Source organism: Kitasatospora sp. NPDC057692, assembly GCF_042799475.1.
Classification (GTDB): Bacteria; Actinomycetota; Actinomycetes; order Streptomycetales; family Streptomycetaceae; genus Kitasatospora.
Genome location: NZ_JBHVIV010000209.1, coordinates 1 through 1,096, shown reverse-complemented (window position 1 = coordinate 1,096; position 1,096 = coordinate 1). Strand labels below are relative to the sequence as shown.

Below are 1,096 nucleotides of genomic sequence, written 5' to 3'. Positions count from 1 at the left end.
TCGTCGGATACGAGATGGCCCTGCTCGTCGACCGCGCCGGCGCCGTCCTCACCCCCGCACTCCGCGCAGAACTCCAGGGCAGTCTCCTGCACTGACGGTCCGTCGGATACCGTCCTGGTATTCGAAGCACCTCCGCGTCCGTCCCGGGCCCGCTTCGGCGGGCTCGGGTTCGGGCGTTGTACGGCCTTCGCACCACCGGCTCCGGACCCGTGCCCGAGCTCGCACCGCACCGCCGCACCCTGTGAGGAGAGGAACCGTGACACCGCCCGACGACCGCAGCGGCCAGTACGGCGTTCCGTACCCTGGCACGGGCCATGACGCCTTCGGAGCACCCGGCGTCGTCGGCCACGGTCAGCAGTACGGCCAGCCGCTCCACGGCCAGCACGGCCAGCACTACGGCGAGCCGTCGTACGGCCGACCGTACACGCCGGGGCAGTACGACCAGTACGCCCAGCCCCGGCCCTCGTACGACGCTCCCCCGCCCGGCTACCCGGACGGGACGGTCGGACAGTACCCCGGCCGCGGACCGGCCGTCGGGCAGCCGGCCGCAGGACACCGGGCCGCCGGGCCCGGCCACCGCGGACCCGCCCAGGATCCCGGGGCGGGCGACGACTTCGAGGACGAGCCGGACTCCGGCCCGCTGATCCGCCCGTTCGCGATGACCGGCGGACGGACCCGGCCCCGGTACGAGCTCGCCCTGGAGGCGCTCGTCTCCGCCGATGTGGACCCGCAGCGCCTGGCCACCCTGCTCCCCGAGCACCAGCGGATCTGCACCCTCTGCACCGAGGTCAAGTCCGTGGCCGAGGTCTCGGCGCTGCTCTCGCTTCCCCTGGGAGTGGCCCGCATCCTCGTGGCCGACCTGGCCGAGGCCGGCCTGGTCGCCATCCACCAGCCCGCATCCGGCGGCGAATCCGGAACCCAGCCCGACGTCACGCTGCTCGAAAGGGTCCTCAGTGGACTTCGCAAGCTCTAACGCGGCCGCCCCCACCCGCGCCACCACCTCCGCGAAGATCGTCGTCGCGGGCGGCTTCGGTGTCGGCAAGACCACGCTCGTCGGCGCCGTCTCCGAGATCAACCCCCTGCGCACCGAAGCCGT

The 1,096-nt window shown here is 73.4% G+C and carries 1 protein-coding gene and 2 pseudogenes; all 3 read left to right on the top strand.

The window, feature by feature from the left end; genetic code table 11:
* Window positions 1-95, top strand: a pseudogene (locus ACFVFS_RS40860) (roadblock/LC7 domain-containing protein); the annotation flags it as partial.
* 161 nt (window positions 96-256) lie between these two features.
* Complete coding sequence (locus ACFVFS_RS40855) at window positions 257-973, top strand: DUF742 domain-containing protein (RefSeq protein WP_380630192.1); 717 nt, start codon at window positions 257-259, stop codon at window positions 971-973.
* Window positions 954-1,096: pseudogene (locus tag ACFVFS_RS40850) on the top strand (ATP-binding protein); the annotation flags it as partial. The gene ACFVFS_RS40855 and the pseudogene ACFVFS_RS40850, both read left to right, overlap by 20 nt.